Genomic DNA, 16034 nt, shown 5'->3' on the forward strand with positions numbered 1-16034 from the left:
GGTCTTCTTTTGTGATATATTACAATAAGGAGTGTATTCCATTCCTGGAATAACAGATTGCTGCACTCCATAGGGGAGCGTAAATGGAAGGTGAGGGATGCTTGTGGAGAATGAATATCTGATCAGCGAGGATAAGGAACTGCTTGATTTGGCAGTAATCAAGGGCTTTCTGGCGAGAAGCTATTGGGCCAATAAGCGGTCGGATTCAGTTATTGAACAATCTATCCATCATTCGTTGTGCTACGGGATCTATAAAGAGAAGCGCCAGGTTGGCTTTGCGCGTGTGGTGACAGATAATGCGACGATGTACTGGTTATGCGATGTATATATTGATGAGAGCTTCCGCGGACTGGGACTGGGCAAGAAATTGATTGAACATATCACGGCGTCCGACAGTTTGAAAAATTTAATGGGTTTGCTGGGAACAAAGGATTCGCATGAATTATATGAGCAGTATGATTTTGTGAGGGACAGCCAAAGATTTATGAGAAGAGCGCCTGATTTGCTAAGGTCCAAAAAGTAACGGAAAGGAATAGTTGGATGACTTGATTGACTCGTATACGCTGGCAAAGGATTGGGAGTATGAATTAAATTCTGGATTCATAGTTAATTAAAGAAGAAGGAGTACAGCCTCGTGGGATATATATCGGATTTGAGAAAGTATGTCGGCACACAGCCTTTGATTATGGCAGGTGCCTGCGTGCTGGTATTTAATGAGGAAGGCCAACTGCTGCTGCAGAAAAGAACCGACAGTCTGGACTGGGGAACCCTCGGCGGGGCGCTGGAGCTCGGCGAATCCCTGGAGGATGCGGCGGCACGCGAATTATATGAAGAGGCCGGATTAAGGGCGGGCTCTTTTCGCTTTATAACCTTGTTGTCCGGCAAAGATATGTATTATAAATACCCTCATGGCGATGAAATTTATAACGTTATGGCCGTTTATGAAGCTTTGGATGTCACAGGAACTCCGTCCATTCAGGACGACGAGGGATTGGAGCTACGCTATTTTTCGATTGATCGGCGCATTGACGGGATTAATCCGTATGCCGAGATGACGCTTAGAAAAGCGGGATATATCAAGTCAGACTGGGCATAGGCCGGCTTAGAGCCTTCATCGCCTTCAATTGGATATCCTGAGCTTAAGACGGAAATGCTGAAAAACCTGTTCGATTGAATTTTGCGACGGGCGCAATTTCGCCGATTATAACATGATACGCGCCGGGAGGTTGAAATTGTGCTCGCAGCCGATTGTTTTGTGATCGGAACATTTTCTTGTGATCGAAAATCAGCTGAAGCCCATTACCGGCTATTTCAGAGCATTTACAGCGCCGGATTATGTATATGCACATCGTGATCATTTCAATGAACGAAAACGAGATTGTCGATGCCGGCATACTGGAGCGGATTGAAGCGCTGGCGTCACAGATCGTTCGGATGTCCAGAGCGCTGCGGGCCGGTTAATGCGATTGAAAGTACAGCGTACAGTGCATTGGATTCAACATGCACAGAAAATAACAAAAGCAGCGGTCTCCGAACCTTTCGGCGGCCGCTGCTTTTTGCTTGCTGCTTATTGTTTGGCTTTGAAACGCTGATTAAAGCGATCAACCCGTCCGCCAACTTCCGTATTGCGAAGCTTGCCGGTGAAGAAAGGATGTGAAGCGGAGCTGGTATCGATCCGCAGAACCGGATATGAATTGCCGTCTTCCCATTCCATTTGTTCATTGGAGCTTTTGGTTGAACCGCTCAGAAATTTAAATCCGCTGCTCGTATCAAAGAAAATAACACGCTGGTACGAAGGGTGTATGCCTGGTTTCATTTGAATCATCCCATCTATTCGATATTTTTGTAATTTTTACGGATATTTCTTCTTCCTATAATAAAGATATGTATCCGGTATGTCAAACAAAGCCAAGGTTGACTGCGCATGAATCAGTATTAGTATTCCAAACCGCAGATTATTTATTTGTCGAAAATATATTAATTTTATCGTATATTGTCGAAAAAAAATTGACACGGAATATCGTAAAGGTTACAATTAACTCAAAATGTAATAATTACGAAATTTGGATGGTAAGAAAGCGATAATTATTGCATCACACTTGTTGAAGGGTGAGTTGTTAACATGTTGAAAGCAACCGGAATTGTCCGGAAAGTGGATGAGCTGGGACGAATTGTGCTGCCAATTGAATTGCGCCGTACACTTGGGATCGAGGAAAAAGACGCGATGGAGATTTTTGTGGATGAAGGAAGAATCATTCTGAGAAAATATGAGCCAACCTGCATATTTACCGGAAATGGGGATAATTTGGTATTTTTTAGAGGCAAGATGGTCAGCAAGGATGTTTTGGGCGAGCTCATCGATGTCTTTAACAGGGCATAGCCATTATACAATAATAAGATAACGATCACGGCTCTGAAGAGGTCCTCTCCTCTTTGGAGTTTTTTTGTACCCGGATCAGATTTCGAGTTGACTTTGCGATGGAGGAAGAGTTATTCTGATTTTAAATAGTAATAATTACGATTAAATAAAATTCGAAAGAGGTTGTGCCTGGTGAGTATCGAGGTTTTGGATAAAAAGATTCCGGTAACCGTATTAAGCGGTTATTTGGGTGCGGGGAAAACAACGATTTTGAACCATGTGCTGAATAATCGCGAAGGCATGAAGGTGGCTGTAATCGTCAACGATTTGAGCGAGGTTAATATCGACGCGGATTTGGTAAGGGATGGCGGAGGTCTTAGCCGTACGGATGAGAAGCTGATTGAAATGTCGAACGGCTGTATCTGCTGCACGCTCCGCGATGATTTGCTGCTGGAGGTGGAGCGGCTTGCCCGGGAGAATCGGTATGATTATATTCTGATTGAGTCGACAGGGGTCGGGGAGCCTCTCCCGGTAGCCCAGACCTTCACCTACATCGATGAGGATAATCATGTTGACCTGTCCAAGCTTACGCGGCTTGACTGCATGGTGACTGTGGTTGACGCCTGTCATTTCTGGAAGGATTACAATACGTCTGAGAGTCTGCTGGACCGCGGACAGGAAGCGGGAGAGGAGGACACGAGAGGCGTCGTGCACCTGCTTATTGATCAAGTCGAGTTCTGTGATGTGCTGGTGTTGAATAAATGCGATATGGTCTCCGGGGAAGAGCTGCAAAAGCTGGAAACTGCCCTGCGTGGACTGCAGCCGCGCGCCAAAATCATCCGCAGCAGCCATGGCAAGGTGGATCCGAAGGAAATTTTGAACACCCATCTGTTTGACTTTGAGGAAGCGAGCCAATCGGCCGGGTGGATACGTGAGCTGCAGAAAGATGCGCATATACCGGAAACGGAGGAGTATGGCATTGCTTCATTCGTGTATACCCGCAAAAGACCCTTTCATCCCGAACGTCTGGCCCACTGGCTAAGTGCCTGGCCTGCTTCCGTGGTCCGCTCCAAAGGATTGATGTGGCTGGCTACCCGCAACAACATGGCAATTTCCTTCAGCCAGGCTGGTGTTTCCAAGCAGCTGTCACCTGCCGGACTGTGGATATCGGCCTTATCCGAGGAGGAACGTATGGCCTACTTCGGCAGCGAATATCCCAAATCGCCCGATTGGGACGAGGAATGGGGGGACCGCGTGACCAAGCTTGTCTTTATCGGAATCGAAATGAACCGCGAGGAAATCGCCCGTTCACTGGACAAAGCTCTGCTTGACGATGAAGAAATGGCCGCGAATTGGCGTACGCTGAAGGATCCGCTGCCCCGTTTTCAATAGATTTCCCTGACATTCGAAAAAGCCCCGGAATCCACGTCAATAGTGGTTTCCGGGGCTATTTTTGTCAAGCCGGGCTATTTCCAAGAAATCCTTTATAAGGGATTGTTTGGGGTAACTTTTCACAGACTGCCCTTGGAGTCGTTTATAGCGTTACTGTGCCGGAAGGATCGGACAGGGCATTGGAAGACGTATTTCCGTTGGCCGCAACCGAGAGGACATAGACTTTATACGAGCTGCCTCTGGTCAGGGGCGCGCCTGTAATATCCTTGTCATTGTCATTGGTCGTTGTTCCGGTGCCTCCGTTAACCTGTATGAAATACGCGGCATTGTTTGCCGCCTTCACATCAAACGGAACACCGGCGGGCACGATCATCACGGCATAATACGAAATCCCGGTTTGGTTATGCGGCTTGTCAAAATTGATGTCAATTCTGCCGCTGTCTGTTATCTTCGCCGATACATTGGTTGCGGCAGAGATGGAGTCTGTCAATACAACCTCTCCGGAAGGAGCGGACAAGGCATTGTTTCCATTATAGTTGCCGCCGCCGACAGAGAGAATAAATACGCGGTAGCTCACGCCTTCTGAAATTTTTGTACCGTCCACGTCCCGGGAACCGGCTGCGAGATTCAAGCTGAGATTGCCGCCGGTTTTGTTAATGGCCGTATAGTTGGAGCTTGCAACTTCGTTCGCTTTGCCCAGTGTAAAGCTGCCTGCATTGGCTGCTTTGACGATCAGCACGCGGTAATGGGCGATGTTGGTTTCATCATAGGCTTTATTGAAAGTAACCAGCATGTCGCGTGCGTCATTATAATCGCTGGTGTCGCTTGCTTTAACATCGGTTGCTGCAAGCAAGCTTGAGTTGTTCGTTAAAACAACGTTAGGGGACGGAGCCGATAAACGGTTGGCGCCAACCGAAACAACGAATACGCGGTAGCTGACGCCGTTCTTGATTTTGTCCCCGCTGGTATCTTTGGCACTGGATGCCAGAGCTTGCAAAATATTATTGCCGGTTTTATTCGCAACGGTATAGAAAGAGCTTGGAAGAGCATTGGCTGTCGTAAGAGTAAAGCTGTCCGCATAAGCGGCTTTTACCACGAAAATACGGTATTGGCTGATCCTGCTTTCATCGCTTGCTTTATTAAAGTTAACCCTCAGGTCGCGTGCGTCATTATAATCGCTGACATCGAATGCGACTACATTGCTTGCTGCAGCATTGCCTGTATTAGTGGACAACACGATTGGAGCAGAGCCCTCTGATAACGTATTATTGCCGGAATTGTTGTTGCTTGCTGCCGACAGGACAAATACCTGATAGCTCATACCGCTTACTATGGCTGCTCCGTCCACATCGCGTGTACCGGAAGCAAGAGTCTGGGTAATGCTGCTGCCTGTCTTGTTGACCAACGTATAGTTGGAGCTTGCTGTGGCATTGGCTTTCGCCAGATTGAAAGTGCCGGCATTTGCCGTTTTGACAACAAACACGCGATAGGCGCTGATCTTCGATTCGTCGGATGCTTTTGTAAAGCTGAATTGCAGATCGCGTCCGTCACCATAATCATTAATGTCACTTGTTTTTACATTCGTTACTGCCGGCGCAACCGCGTTTACAGTTATCGTAACCTTCGAGGAAGGCTGCGACAGCGCGTTTTGGCCATTTGCTTTGCCTACCGCCAATACAAAGGCTGCATAGGATTGATCAGCCCGGATCATTTCTCCATTTACATCCCGGGCTTGCGCAGACAACGAGATGGTTTGATCTCCGCTTTGGGTCAATGCGGTTGTATAATTTTTGGACGTTACGGCTTGTGCCGCCGCCAGGTGAAAGCTTGGCACGTTAGCTGCCTTTACGATCAGAATGCGATAATGATCGATCGTCGATTCATTTGGCGATTTGATAAAGCTGACGACCAGATCACTGCCGTTTCCTTTATGTCCGACAACCTGTGCATACACATTCGGAACCGGATTTACTTCACCTGAAGTTTTGATGAATACGCTCTTGGACCCGGCGTTCCAATCCACTTCCGCGCCCATGGCCTCACTGACAAACCGGACCGGAATCATGGTTCTGCCATTAATCGATTGAGCGGCAACATCCAGCGTCACGGCTTCATTATTAATGGTCGCCGTTTTGGAGCCCAGTTTCAGAACGATGGTCGTGTCATCCTTGGTTGCGGTGACTGTCTTTGCTCTCGCATTCCAGTCCACCGTTGAATCCAATACTTCGAAAATAGCCCTTAAAGGCAGAAGAATGCGGCTTCCGACTGTTATCGGCGCCTGATCCGTTACCAGCTTCACACCATTAATATAAATGGTTGTTGTTGGAGCCGCGGCCTGTACTTGCGTCTGCAGTACCAATGAGAACAACAGCAAGCTTGCTGCCAATGTAACCAATAATTTTTTCAACTATACTCACCCTCCAGATTTATTTGTCTTTATCTCTTCGAGTCTCAGACGTACAGGGGCCGATTAATGTTTCCGGGTTTCAAACTTTTTTTCGTACCGCGGCTTTTTTTTGGAAAAATCCGCATAGGCATAGGATGGACTTGTCAGGTTTTTGGCGGTTTATGAGGGAAAATGGAGGCGATATTTTACAATTCGCAATCGCTGCCTTCGCTAATCTAAAATTAATATTTTAAGCTTATTTTAATGGCTTAATCCATCATTTAAGCTTTATAATAGTAATGAGCTAATTAAAAAGAAGACTGGAGAATCCCAAGGATGTACAGAATTGTAATCTTCTGTTTATTAACCTTATGCCTCCTCCTCATGTCAGCCTGCGACGACGGGAAGACCGGTGCCGGTTCTGTGAATGTCGATAGCGGGGGGCCGGGAAAGCCTGCGGGCTATTATGCGCATGAAGTGATGATTGCCTACGAGCAATCTATTATAGAAGCGATAAACAAGAATAAATTCTCTCTTGTAGAAGGTCTGCTTGATGAGGAAGGGCCGCTGTATCAGGACCAGAAGAAGCTTGTTGCGCACCTGAACGACAAGCAGGTCAAAGAAAAGCTGATCCGCTATGAAATTCGAAGCATTCAGGGAACGAATGGCGTATACAAGTTTTATGTGGTTGAGAATACGGAGCTGTATCATCCTGACAGGGCTCCGGAAGTGTTCGAATACGAATGGGTATATACAGTGAAGGAAAATGCCGCCAAGGGCGAAGCCAAGGTTTACAGCATTGAAAAGTGGACGCGCTGAACAAGGGAATATTGATACCCCTGCTTTGTCTGCGGTAGCCAGGGCACAGTCCATACATGAACTGCGAAGAAGCCCCCTTGCTGCTGGAAAAGGAGCTCAACCTTATGCCGGACTGGTCCTATCAATCCCTCTTTCGTCCCCTCTTGTTCAAGCTTCCGGCACGCGTCGCGCGTGCCGTCACGCTTCGTGCAATGGGAGGGCTGAGCGCAATACCCGGCGGATCACTTGTTATCCGGACGCTGGGACATATGGAAGTTTCACCGCTTCTCAGGCGGCGGCTGAATGCTATTGATTTTACATATCCCGTTGGGCTCAGCGGGGGAACTGACCCCCATGGAACCGCCCATGGCGCTTTGGCCCAGTTTGGACTGGGCTTCCTTGAGATTGGACCTGTTACTGTACAGCCAATTCTGCATAAGGAAGCGATCAGCAGAGATACCGCACGTGAAGCATTAGTCTATCCCGATAAACTGGAGAATGACGGACTGGAGGCAATAGCCGCCAGAATGAAGCGAAAACAGGGTCATATGCTGCCTGTTTTTTTTCGCATCTGTGCGATGCCTGGCTCCTCAAGAGACCAAGTGCTGACGGAATTCAGGCAGCTCATGGACAGACTGGGGCCTTATGCTGCGGGGTTTTACCTTGATTTCCTTGATGAGGGCCGGCTGCAGCAGGAGAATGGGGAAGCCGGTAGCTGCACGCTTGAGATCATGCGTTCCGCCCGGTCACTTGTGCCGGGCAAGCCTCTATTTATATATATTCCGCTCGCGCTTCCGGATGGGAAGCTGACCGCGCTGGTTCATCTGCTCGGTGAGCATGGGTTGTTGAGCGAGGGTATCGTCCTTGGTGACGGGCTGCGTACAGCCCAAGGCTATGTAATTGGAGCAAGCGCCAAGGCGCCAACCATAGACAAGCTGAATCTGTTGAAGCGTGAGCTCGCAGACAGTCTTACGCTTATAGCTGCCGGTGGCATTCACGAGCCGCAGGATGCGCTTGATTGTGTGGATGCCGGAGCGGATTTGGTGCAGCTTCACAGCGGTCTTGTCTATTCCGGGCCGGGCCTTCCCAAACGTATTAATGAAGCGCTGCTTCACCGCATTGTCACAGCGGAAGAAGCAGAGGCAGCTCCTTCCTTCTGGTCCGGTTGGGGCTGGATGTGTCTGCTCGGTCTGGGAATGATTATCAGCGGAATCATCGCCTGGATCATCGCGGCGACTACCGTTGTTCTTCCTTATGATACGGCTTTTCTATGCATCACTCCGGCGACGATGGAGTCGATAAACAACCGGCTGCTGCCGTTTATGTCGCATGACCGCGTGACCTTGGCCGGGACGATGATATCGATCGGCATCCTTTATGGCCAACTGGGCTGGCATGGTCTCCGCAGAAGGCTTCACTGGGCGCGGACAGCGCTCCTGACCTCCGGAATTGTCGGCTTCAGCAGCTTCCTGCTGTTCCTGGGCTACGGTTTCTTCGATCCGCTTCACGCCGCTGCGGCTGTACTTCTGCTGCCCATGTTCCTGTTCTCCATGCGCGACCGGATCGAGTGGCCTTCACGCAAACCAACGAATGTCCGCAATGACCGGGTCTGGCGTATGGCCCAGCGGGGACAGCTGATGATGGTAGCGCTCGGGTTTGCACTGGCAATCGGCGGCATTACGATATCCGTAATCGGTGTAACCCATGTATTTGTTCCCGAAGATCTGGAGTTCCTGATGACAAGTTCCGCTTCGCTTAGCAGCGCGAACGGCAATCTGCTTCCCTTGATCGCTCATGACCGCGCCGGATTCGGAGGGGCGCTGCTGTCCGATGCCATCGCGCTGCTGGCTGCGGCATTGTGGGGGATCGGCCAAGGGCAGCGCTGGCTGTGGTGGACTTTTCTTGCAGCGGGTCTGCCCGCCTTTATTGCCGGCTTCAGCGTGCATTTGCAAATTGGCTATACGGATCTGCTGCATCTCTCGCCGGCCATTGTGGCGCTGCTGCTTTATGTCTTGGGCCTGATCTGGCTTTATCCCTATATGGTGAAATCTGCGACACCTTCTGCAGGAAGCCGCCGCATTGCAGTCGGAGAAGCCGATTAAAACTGGATATGATCTCGCTTCTCTATTGAATAAAATTGCATATGATTGTATATTTATTCGAAATACACCTGAATGGGAGGTTCGAATATATGTACAGAAAAATAGAAGAGCTGGCCCTTAACGGCTGGCCGGCGCTGCAAACCTTGGTGATGGACGGTTGGCTCCTGCGCACAGCGGATGGATATACAAAACGCTCCAACTCCGTCAGTCCGATCTATTCCTGTGACGGTGATTCGCTTGCGGCAGCCTGGAAGCGAATCCGGGATGTGGAGCATTTCTATACATCAGCCGGACTGGATGTGATCTTCAAAATCACGCCTTTTGCGCAGCCGGGCATTCTTGATTCGCTGTTGGAGGAGGATGGCTATGAGAAGGTGGAACCCTCCAGTGTCAGGCTGCTTGATTTGGAAAAGCTCCCCGAGCCCGGCTCATTACCGGCACTGGCTGATATCCGGATTGAGGAAACAGTGACGGATTGCTGGCTGCAAACGCTGGCGCACGTAAGTGCGCTATCCGCAGCTGCTCTGCAGACCACCCGCAGTCTGATTGAAGGCAGCAAGCTCCGGCAGGGTTTTCTCGCCTTGTCTGTTCAAGGCCGGCCTGCCGCTTGCGGACTTGCCGTTGCAGAGCGGGGATATATGGGGCTGTTTGATATCGCGGTGCATCCGGATTACAGAAACCGGGGCTTGGGGAAGGAGCTTGTTGCCCGGCTGCTTCAATGGGGCAGAGCACAGGGCGCCGCCGCCTGTTATTTGCAGGTTGTCCAGAGCAATGCGCCGGCGAACCGGTTATATGATAAATTTGGCTTTGAGGACATTTATACGTACTGGTACAGAGTCAAACGAAAAGCACCGGCAGACTCCGGCGGGGATTGATCTAAATATTGCGGAAATCGATATACGCGGGGGATTATTACGATAGATAATTAAGGTTTAAGCTGGTTTGTCCGATAGGAGTGTATTCATACATGATGAAACAGCTTGTTGCATTAATTACACTGCTTTATACGATTCTGCTGATTTACTGGATGTTTATCGGATTTGGCCGTTCCCAGCATCTGTCGGGCGGCTATCATTATAATCTCGTTCCATTGAAAACGATTAAAATGTATATGGAATACGCCGACAATTTTAATGTCCGGAATTGGCTTGTCAACGTGGTTGGCAATGTGGCGGTTTTTGTACCGTTTGGCATTACCCTGCCCTATATCTTCCGATGCCGGCTGCTCCCCTTGTTAATGGTCACTGTAATGGGACTTGTAATCCTGGAGTCTCTGCAGCTGACTCTGCGCCGCGGAACCTTCGATGTTGACGACGTCCTGCTTAATACGCTGGGCGTCATGGCAGGCTTTTTTATTTACAGAATTGGCGGCTTGAATGGACAGAGGAGGCGCAAAAAAAATGTACAAAGCGATTCTTTTTGATCTGGACAATACATTGCTGGACTATGATTTCAGCGAACGGGATGCGATGCAAAGAGCGGTAGAGCATCATCGTCTGCCGGAGATTGCGAATTTTGAATGGGACAGCTTCCGGAACGTATTTGCCCCCATTAACTGGACCTACTGGATCGAACGGGTGCAGCGCAATTTGACTATTGGGGATGTCCTGTATCATTCGTTCCGCGACACATTGGAGCAATTGGGACATGACGATCGCATATCCTCGACTCTTGCCAAGACGTATTGGGAGTTGTTCTGCGCCTCTTGCCATCCTATGGAGGGTGCGAATGAGCTGCTGGGCAAGCTTCACGGCCGCTACCGGATGGGGATTATCTCCAATGGAATCGGTGAAGCACAGCGTGGACGCTTGAAGACAGGAGCGCTGGATCACTATTTTGACCATCTGTTCATTTCCGACGAAGTCGGCTATTACAAGCCGCAGAGAGAAATTTTTGATACAGCGGTACGGACGCTTGGCGTGGATCACACAGAAGTGCTGTTCGTCGGAGATTCCCTGCAGGATGATTACCACGGCGCTGCCGGCGCGGGGATTGACTTCTGCTATTACAATCCACTGGCGAAACGGCTCGATGAATCATTCAAGCCGGCTTATATGATTCACAGCTTGTCCGAGCTCATTCAGATGGATGTCCATAATCAATGGATAAAGCGGGTGCCACTGACATGAGCGCTACCTTGTATGTGTCGGATCTCGACGGAACGCTGCTGAACGAACATCAGAAAATAAGCGATGAGAGCAGGGATATTCTCAATCAGCTGATCAGTCAAGGGATGTGGATCACCTTTGCCACCGCCAGGTCGCAGGATTCGGCCGCCAGGCTGCTGCAAGGCATTCATTTCCATTTACCGATGATATTCTTCAATGGCGTGTTCATTTACGATCCGGTAGGCGGCAGGCTGATACAATCCAATCTGCTTGGAGCGGAGACTGCTGCGCAGATCATCGCCTCATGCGAGTCCGACGGGCTTCACCCGCTGGTTTATACGATGGACAGCGCGGGCAGCTCGCATGTTTATTACAAGGGTATATTTAATCCTAGCGAGGACCGGTATATTTCCGACCGTCTGAGTGCGGGAGATTCCAGATTCAGGCTTGTGGATCATTACCGGGACGCGCTGAATGAGTCGATTGTCAATGTCATTGCAGTTGGCACGCAGGAGCAGCTGGACCCGGCTTATATGGCTTTTCATCAACATCCCGAATTAATATGCCATTATGGGCCGGATATCTACGCGCCAGGCTATCATTGGCTGGAAATCGCCAACAGCCGCGCGAACAAGCGTGAAGCCGTAGAATTCGTAAAACGCCGCTTGAAGGCGGAGCGCCTTGTGTGCTTTGGCGATAATTTGAATGATCTTCCCATGTTCGAAGCGGCGGATGAGAAATATGCAGTCGCCAACGCCCATGAGCTGGTTAAAGCGGCCGCAACGGGCATGATTTTATCCAATATGGAGCATGGAGTGGCGGTCTATTTGAATTCTCTCCAGCAGACGATCCGCCCATAGCTTCGATCAGCGTACCGATATCTGCTACAATGGTAGGATAGAATGCCAGAAGGAAGAGGGATTTTTCATGAAATTCAGGCCTTGCATTGATTTGCACAGCGGTAAAGTAAAGCAGATTGTGGGCGAAACTCTGGGAACAGACCAGCAGCAGGTCGTTGAAAATTTCGTCTCGGATCATGACTCGGCTTATTATGCCCAGATGTTCAGACGCGACGGACTTACGGGCGGTCATGTCATTATGCTGGGCGGCGGGAATGAACAAGCCGCGCTTGAAGCGCTTCGTGCTTACCCCGGCGGGCTGCAGATCGGCGGCGGCATTACAACCGATAATGCGCTGCGGTATCTGGAAGCCGGAGCCTCGCAGGTTATCGTCACCTCCTACATATTTCCGGATGGCAAGCTGGACAAGAACCGTCTGGACAGTCTTGTCGCTAAGGTTGGCAAGGACAGGCTGGTCATCGATCTTAGCTGCAAGCAGCAGGGAGATAAGTGGTTCGTCGTTACCAACCAATGGAGAACGTTCAGTGATTTTGAAGTCAATGAGACCAATCTTAACGAGCTTGCAGGCTGCTGCAGTGAATTTCTCGTTCATGCCGTCGATGTGGAGGGCAAACGTACCGGGATCCTGGAGAGTCTGGTGGAACAGCTGGCGAAATGGGTAACCCTGCCCACAACCTATGCCGGCGGGGCGAGGTCGTTCGAGGATCTGGCGCTCTTTCACCGGCTGACGGCGGGGCGTCTTGATATCACCATCGGCAGCGCGCTCGATATTTTTGGCGGCAATCTTCCTTATTCCGAAGTGATCGCCTACTGCGAGCGGCTGGATAGCGGTTCGATTGAAATCAATTAACAGGGGGTAGTCATGACTTATCATATTCGCGTTCGTCCAACTGCCCTTATTATTGAAAATGATGCCGTCCTGCTGGTGGAATATGAAGATGAGGACGGCATTCATTATAATTTGCCTGGAGGCGGCGCGGAGCCGGGAGAGACGGTTATCGACGGGGTGCTCCGCGAGCTGATGGAAGAGACGAAGGCGGAAGCGGACGTAGGTCCGCTTGCATTTGTTTATGAGTGCGCGCCTCACAAGCAATCCGGCGAATACCCGCCTGATACGCCGCATGCGCTGAATTTAATTTTTGAATGCAAGCTGAAGCCCGGCTCCGTTCCGGGGCTGCCGGAGATTCCGGACCCCGATCAATCCGCAGTGCGCTGGGTTCCGCTCTCAGAGCTGGCTTCCATTATGCTTTTTCCGAATATTAAAGAGCAAATCATTCACTATGCGGCTCATCGGCGATCCATCGAATTGATCGAAGATCATCAGCTTGACTGTTATGTGCATAATAGCCAGAAGCGTAGTGATTAATAGGCGGAGCCCGTCTTTTTCACACTATTTTCCAGACCTCCAGAGGAGGATACTAATTTGCCGATCTTGACAAGAGAGCTTGCAGATCAAATCGAAGGCTCTGAAATCCGCTATATGATCGACCGGATGACCGCGATCCGGCAGCGTGATGGCAACCCGGAGGGGATCCGGATCCGCCGGTTTGGCCGGGCAGCCGCATTCTGCAGCCGGACGATGCCATGGCCGGCATTCAACTGCGTCAAAGGATTGGGCGAGGAAGAAATTCCACTGCTCCCTGAAATCCTTGATTTCTATGAAGAGCAGGGCCGGACGCCGCAAATCGAGATTGTTCCGGCCAGGACCACGACTGCCCTGATGCGCCGGCTTGGCGAGCTCGGCTTTGCCGCGAGCGGATTTCATGCTTCCTTTTATATGAAGCCGCAGCTCCCGGATTTCACCGAGGACCCAAATATCCGGATAAGAGCCCTAACGAGCGATGAATTTGATATTTATGCCCGCATCCATTGTCTGGGGTTTGGACTCGGGAAGAATGGCATTCCGGCCATCGCGGCAAACAATCTAGTGCTGGATCAGCGGCCAGGCTGGCGTTTCTTTCTTGGACTTGTGGACGAGCAGCCTGCTGCCGCCGGTGTTATGCATATGGAGGATGACGTTGCCTCGTTCACCTTCGCGGCTACTTTGCCTGAATACCAGTCCCGCGGGCTGCAGCTGGCCTTGTTGAAGCAGCGCCTCGGGGAAGCTGCGCGCAGCAGCTGCCGTTTGGCGGTTGGGCAGGCCGCCTATCTTTCTCCCAGCCACCGGAACATGGAGCGCCTGGGCATGAAGCTTGCTTATACAAAGGTCGCTATGACCCGGTTGTAGACGAATGGAAGTGGAATAACAGGCAGGTAACAGCTGCAAGAAAGGAGATCGGGATGATGATTCCAATTAAGCTGCCGCGCGAAGAGAAAGAGCAGATCATCGAGCAACTGGTGAATTTCTATGCGGAAGAACGCTCAGAAGAGCTGGGAAGCATCGGAGCGGAGCAGATTATCGATTTTATGCTGCGCGAGATTGCTCCCTATGTGTATAATCGTGCTATAGAGGATGCACGAAAAGTCGTTATGGAGAAAAGCTCTTCCATTGAAGAGGAATTGTATGCCCTGGAGCGAAGAACCAGGTAAATGAGTGAGAGAGGGTTGATGAGGAATGGACAGTAAAACACGTTTTTCCAATCGGGTGGATGCTTATGTGAAATATCGGCCCAGTTACCCAAGCGAGGCGCTGGACTTTCTGTATACGAAAGCAGGCTTCCCGCAGGATGGGAAAATAGCGGATATTGGTTCAGGAACCGGGATCTTCTCGCGTCTTTTGCTGGAGAGAGGCAGCATGGTTTATGGAATAGAACCAAATGACGAGATGAGACAAGCATCCCTGGAGCTTTTGGCGGCCAGTCCGCTTGGTGAACGATTTATTGCAGTCAAAGGCTCGGCGGAGCATACCACCCTGCCGGATCAATCCGTCGATTCCGCCGTGTCCGCCCAAGCCTTCCATTGGTTCGATATCGGTCAGGCAAAGGTGGAATTTGCGCGGATTATGAAGCCCGGCGGGATCGCGGCGTTGATCTGGAACAGGCGCCGGACGGACAGCGATGACTTTGCCGCCGCTTACGATGAGCTGCTGATGCGTTATGCCAGCGATTATGACAAAGTCAAGCATACCCGGTTGGGACCTGAGCAGTATGCCTCCTTTTTCCGGGACGGCCAATATAATCTTGAGCTTTTTGCGTATCAACAGCTTTTTAATATGGAAGAACTGGAGGGGCGGACGGCTTCTTCATCATACACGCCTTTGCCGGGTCATCCCGACCATGCATCCTTCAAAGCGCAGCTTCAGCAGCTGTTTAATGAGTATCAGAAGGATGGCAAGGTTGCTTTTAAATACAAGACAGAGGTTTTTTACGGAGCCGTTTAACACGAAGAGCGATCCGCGCCAAAGAAAGAGAGCGATGCCGGCATGATACTGGAAACAGCCGTTTTGCATGTGAAACCGGAACTGAATCATACTTTCCTCTCAAGCTTCAAGCAGGCTTCGGCGATAATTGCGTCCATGTCCGGCTATATCAACCATGAGCTGCAGCGCTGTGTTGACGGGAACCGGGAGAATCAATACCTGCTGCTGGTCTGGTGGGAAACGCTGGAGGATCATGTGACAGGCTTCCGCACTTCTCCCCAATATCTGGAATGGAAGCAGCTGCTGCATCATTATTATGAGCCGTTTCCAGTGGTCGAACATTACGAGAAACTTGATCTTCTATAGAGGGGCTGCGGCTTGCTGTGAAATTCCGGACCTACGAAAACTGGCTGTTTGACGTGGATCTGATGTATGTCAGCCGCAGCCACCGGCGGAGGGGAATCGCCTCACGATTCATGCGGCTGATGGAAGAGCAGGCACGAGCGCTGGGTGCCCGCTATCTGTATATCTCCTCTACCGAGACGGAATCCGCCGTGTCCTTCTACCAAAGTCTCGGAAGCGCGCCAACAGAACATATCGATGACGAATTGTTCATGCTGGAGCCTGAAGATATTCATATGTTGAAAAGTTTGTACGGCGAATAGCCGCATATAAACAAACTGAACCTCCGATCCGCACAGGGATCAGGAGGTTTTTTCTTTCCATAAATA

At 50.4% G+C, this 16034-nt stretch carries 19 protein-coding genes; 17 read left to right on the forward strand and 2 right to left on the reverse strand.

The features are described 5' to 3' along the window. Positions 1 to 97 precede the first annotated feature (97 nt). Together AC0YOB_RS00430 and AC0YOB_RS00435 are read left to right on the forward strand one after the other, a co-directional pair. Complete coding sequence (locus AC0YOB_RS00430) at positions 98 to 523, forward strand: GNAT family N-acetyltransferase (RefSeq protein WP_475791056.1); 426 nt, start codon at positions 98 to 100, stop codon at positions 521 to 523. 111 nt (positions 524 to 634) lie between these two features. Next, positions 635 to 1096 carry an NUDIX hydrolase gene (locus tag AC0YOB_RS00435; protein ID WP_475791057.1) on the forward strand — a complete coding sequence of 154 codons (462 nt, stop codon included), beginning with the start codon at positions 635 to 637 and terminating at the stop codon, positions 1094 to 1096. 471 nt (positions 1097 to 1567) lie between these two features. Here the strand turns inward: AC0YOB_RS00435 and AC0YOB_RS00440 are convergent, their stop codons facing one another. Beyond that, positions 1568 to 1816, reverse strand: coding sequence for a type B 50S ribosomal protein L31 (locus tag AC0YOB_RS00440; protein WP_210039595.1), 249 nt, complete (start codon positions 1814 to 1816; stop codon positions 1568 to 1570). A 306-nt stretch (positions 1817 to 2122) separates the two neighbouring features. Here AC0YOB_RS00440 and AC0YOB_RS00445 point away from each other — a divergent pair, with 306 nt between their 5' ends. Together AC0YOB_RS00445 and AC0YOB_RS00450 are read left to right on the forward strand one after the other, a co-directional pair. Beyond that, on the forward strand, positions 2123 to 2380 hold the full coding sequence (locus tag AC0YOB_RS00445) for an AbrB/MazE/SpoVT family DNA-binding domain-containing protein (protein ID WP_210039594.1): 258 nt from the start codon (positions 2123 to 2125) through the stop codon (positions 2378 to 2380). A gap of 171 nt (positions 2381 to 2551) precedes the next feature. Then, the gene (locus AC0YOB_RS00450) at positions 2552 to 3751 is read left to right on the forward strand and encodes a GTP-binding protein (protein WP_475791058.1); all 1200 of its coding nucleotides are present in this window, start codon (positions 2552 to 2554) and stop codon (positions 3749 to 3751) included. A gap of 142 nt (positions 3752 to 3893) precedes the next feature. Here the strand turns inward: AC0YOB_RS00450 and AC0YOB_RS00455 are convergent, their stop codons facing one another. Beyond that, the gene (locus tag AC0YOB_RS00455) at positions 3894 to 6158 is read right to left on the reverse strand and encodes a stalk domain-containing protein (RefSeq protein ID WP_475791059.1); all 2265 of its coding nucleotides are present in this window, start codon (positions 6156 to 6158) and stop codon (positions 3894 to 3896) included. A 315-nt stretch (positions 6159 to 6473) separates the two neighbouring features. Here AC0YOB_RS00455 and AC0YOB_RS00460 point away from each other — a divergent pair, with 315 nt between their 5' ends. From AC0YOB_RS00460 to AC0YOB_RS00520, 13 genes are all read left to right on the forward strand, one after another. Continuing rightward, positions 6474 to 6956, forward strand: a complete 483-nt coding sequence (locus AC0YOB_RS00460; RefSeq protein ID WP_475785696.1) for a TcaA NTF2-like domain-containing protein — start codon at positions 6474 to 6476, stop codon at positions 6954 to 6956. Between the two features lie 104 nt (positions 6957 to 7060). Next, positions 7061 to 9037 (forward strand): dihydroorotate dehydrogenase, encoded by a 1977-nt coding sequence (locus AC0YOB_RS00465; protein WP_475791060.1) that lies wholly within the window; start codon positions 7061 to 7063, stop codon positions 9035 to 9037. 89 nt (positions 9038 to 9126) lie between these two features. Next, on the forward strand, positions 9127 to 9912 hold the full coding sequence (locus AC0YOB_RS00470) for a GNAT family N-acetyltransferase (RefSeq protein WP_475791061.1): 786 nt from the start codon (positions 9127 to 9129) through the stop codon (positions 9910 to 9912). A gap of 92 nt (positions 9913 to 10004) precedes the next feature. After that, on the forward strand, positions 10005 to 10460 hold the full coding sequence (locus AC0YOB_RS00475) for a VanZ family protein (RefSeq protein WP_475791062.1): 456 nt from the start codon (positions 10005 to 10007) through the stop codon (positions 10458 to 10460). Then, complete coding sequence (locus AC0YOB_RS00480; RefSeq protein ID WP_475791063.1) at positions 10438 to 11166, forward strand: HAD family hydrolase; 729 nt, start codon at positions 10438 to 10440, stop codon at positions 11164 to 11166. Before AC0YOB_RS00475 ends, AC0YOB_RS00480 begins: the two co-directional genes overlap by 23 nt. Beyond that, complete coding sequence (locus tag AC0YOB_RS00485; protein ID WP_475791064.1) at positions 11139 to 12005, forward strand: HAD family hydrolase; 867 nt, start codon at positions 11139 to 11141, stop codon at positions 12003 to 12005. The genes AC0YOB_RS00480 and AC0YOB_RS00485 overlap by 28 nt, the downstream gene beginning before the upstream one ends. A gap of 67 nt (positions 12006 to 12072) precedes the next feature. Further along, a complete protein-coding gene (gene hisA, locus AC0YOB_RS00490) occupies positions 12073 to 12855 on the forward strand; it encodes a phosphoribosylformimino-5-aminoimidazole carboxamide ribotide isomerase (RefSeq protein WP_475791065.1) in 783 nt (260 codons plus the stop codon). Between the two features lie 12 nt (positions 12856 to 12867). After that, the gene (locus AC0YOB_RS00495; protein WP_475791066.1) at positions 12868 to 13371 is read left to right on the forward strand and encodes an NUDIX domain-containing protein; all 504 of its coding nucleotides are present in this window, start codon (positions 12868 to 12870) and stop codon (positions 13369 to 13371) included. Positions 13372 to 13428: 57 nt separating this feature from the next. After that, positions 13429 to 14232 (forward strand): GNAT family N-acetyltransferase, encoded by an 804-nt coding sequence (locus tag AC0YOB_RS00500; RefSeq protein WP_475791067.1) that lies wholly within the window; start codon positions 13429 to 13431, stop codon positions 14230 to 14232. A gap of 53 nt (positions 14233 to 14285) precedes the next feature. Continuing rightward, positions 14286 to 14534: a DUF2164 domain-containing protein gene (locus tag AC0YOB_RS00505; RefSeq protein WP_475785687.1), complete on the forward strand. Its 249-nt coding sequence runs from the start codon at positions 14286 to 14288 to the stop codon at positions 14532 to 14534. Between the two features lie 25 nt (positions 14535 to 14559). Next, a complete protein-coding gene (locus tag AC0YOB_RS00510) occupies positions 14560 to 15324 on the forward strand; it encodes a class I SAM-dependent methyltransferase (protein WP_475791068.1) in 765 nt (254 codons plus the stop codon). A 42-nt stretch (positions 15325 to 15366) separates the two neighbouring features. After that, positions 15367 to 15669 carry an antibiotic biosynthesis monooxygenase family protein gene (locus AC0YOB_RS00515; RefSeq protein WP_210039583.1) on the forward strand — a complete coding sequence of 101 codons (303 nt, stop codon included), beginning with the start codon at positions 15367 to 15369 and terminating at the stop codon, positions 15667 to 15669. A gap of 17 nt (positions 15670 to 15686) precedes the next feature. Next, positions 15687 to 15968, forward strand: coding sequence for a GNAT family N-acetyltransferase (locus AC0YOB_RS00520; protein WP_475791069.1), 282 nt, complete (start codon positions 15687 to 15689; stop codon positions 15966 to 15968). The last annotated feature ends 66 nt before the right edge of the window (positions 15969 to 16034 follow it).

Source organism: Paenibacillus sp. JT31N17, assembly GCF_056269255.1.